The sequence below is a fragment of the Acinetobacter sp. NIPH 2100 genome, from assembly GCF_000369805.1.
Classification (GTDB): Bacteria; Pseudomonadota; Gammaproteobacteria; order Pseudomonadales; family Moraxellaceae; genus Acinetobacter.
In genome coordinates, this window is record NZ_KB850224.1 from 3205525 (window position 1) to 3206575 (window position 1051).

Genomic DNA, 1051 nt, shown 5'->3' on the forward strand with positions numbered 1-1051 from the left:
AGAACTACGTTTAAGCCAGCAAGCGCTGTATAGTTCCAGAACTTCTCATCAAAATGGTAAGTACCACGAGCTTCTGTACGAAGAGACAAAGCATCGTTTAAGCGCCAGAATACACCACCACCAGCATTCGCTAATGTACCTTCTTGCTTACCACCATAGATGTCATCACCTTCGTATTTGTAGTGACCAGCACCAGCTAATACATACGGCTTGATTTTGCTATCGTAGTTTTTAGTAATCAAATCAGATGTTACATAAGCATTTGCAGCAATATTACGACCTTTATAGTCGTTATTGGTACTTGTATCACCTTTAATTTGACTATATTCAACTTCAGCACCTAACCAAGGTGTGATTTCAACACCAAGAGCAGCACCAACGAATAAATCATCTTCAAGTTCAGCACCTGGAGTTAACTGACCTTTATCGCCACGGTTGTTATGTTCAGTATCGAACATTGTATAACCAAGCATTAACGGAGTTACCGTTACGCCTGCATTCGCAGCAGCTAAAGGAGCAGCAACAAGCATAGCAAGTGCAATACGACTCAATTTCATGGATATCCTCCAAAAAAAACAAAAAATTGTTTGTTCTCTAAATTCTAATAGCTTTTGAATACTGAGAAATAGTCTTATTGTATCTTTTTCAGCCATTCACCATATGTTGAATCATACAAATACTCGATCAAATTTCCAAGTATTTGACAACATTTAGTCAGCAGCGACTGAAACTGACTTATTTTCCCGCCCAAAAAACCAGAAAACTCTAATTTAACAGCATTCAACAAGGCTGTGAGAGCTTATCACTTTTTAATCAAAATTTTAACAAGCTATCAAAATCTTTTCAATAAAACTAAATAGTTCCCACATTCCACCTAAAGTTAAGGCAAGATTATGCCAGTTTTTAGCTATTATGTTTGAGTTTTACATCAATGCTACAAAAACATATATCGATAAAAAAACGACTCTGACGAGTCGTTTTTTTATTCAGTTCAGAAACTCAAATTATTGAGCTTGTTGACCTGGTTGTACTAGAACAGTACGGCTACCAG

The 1051-nt window shown here is 36.7% G+C and carries 1 protein-coding gene; it reads right to left on the bottom strand.

Translation table 11 applies throughout. The annotated features are described in order from the left end of the window. Window positions 1-557, bottom strand: a 557-nt coding sequence (locus F887_RS03285; RefSeq protein WP_005296614.1) for an outer membrane beta-barrel protein, incomplete at its 3' end; no start/stop codon positions are given. Window positions 558-1051 lie beyond the last annotated feature (494 nt).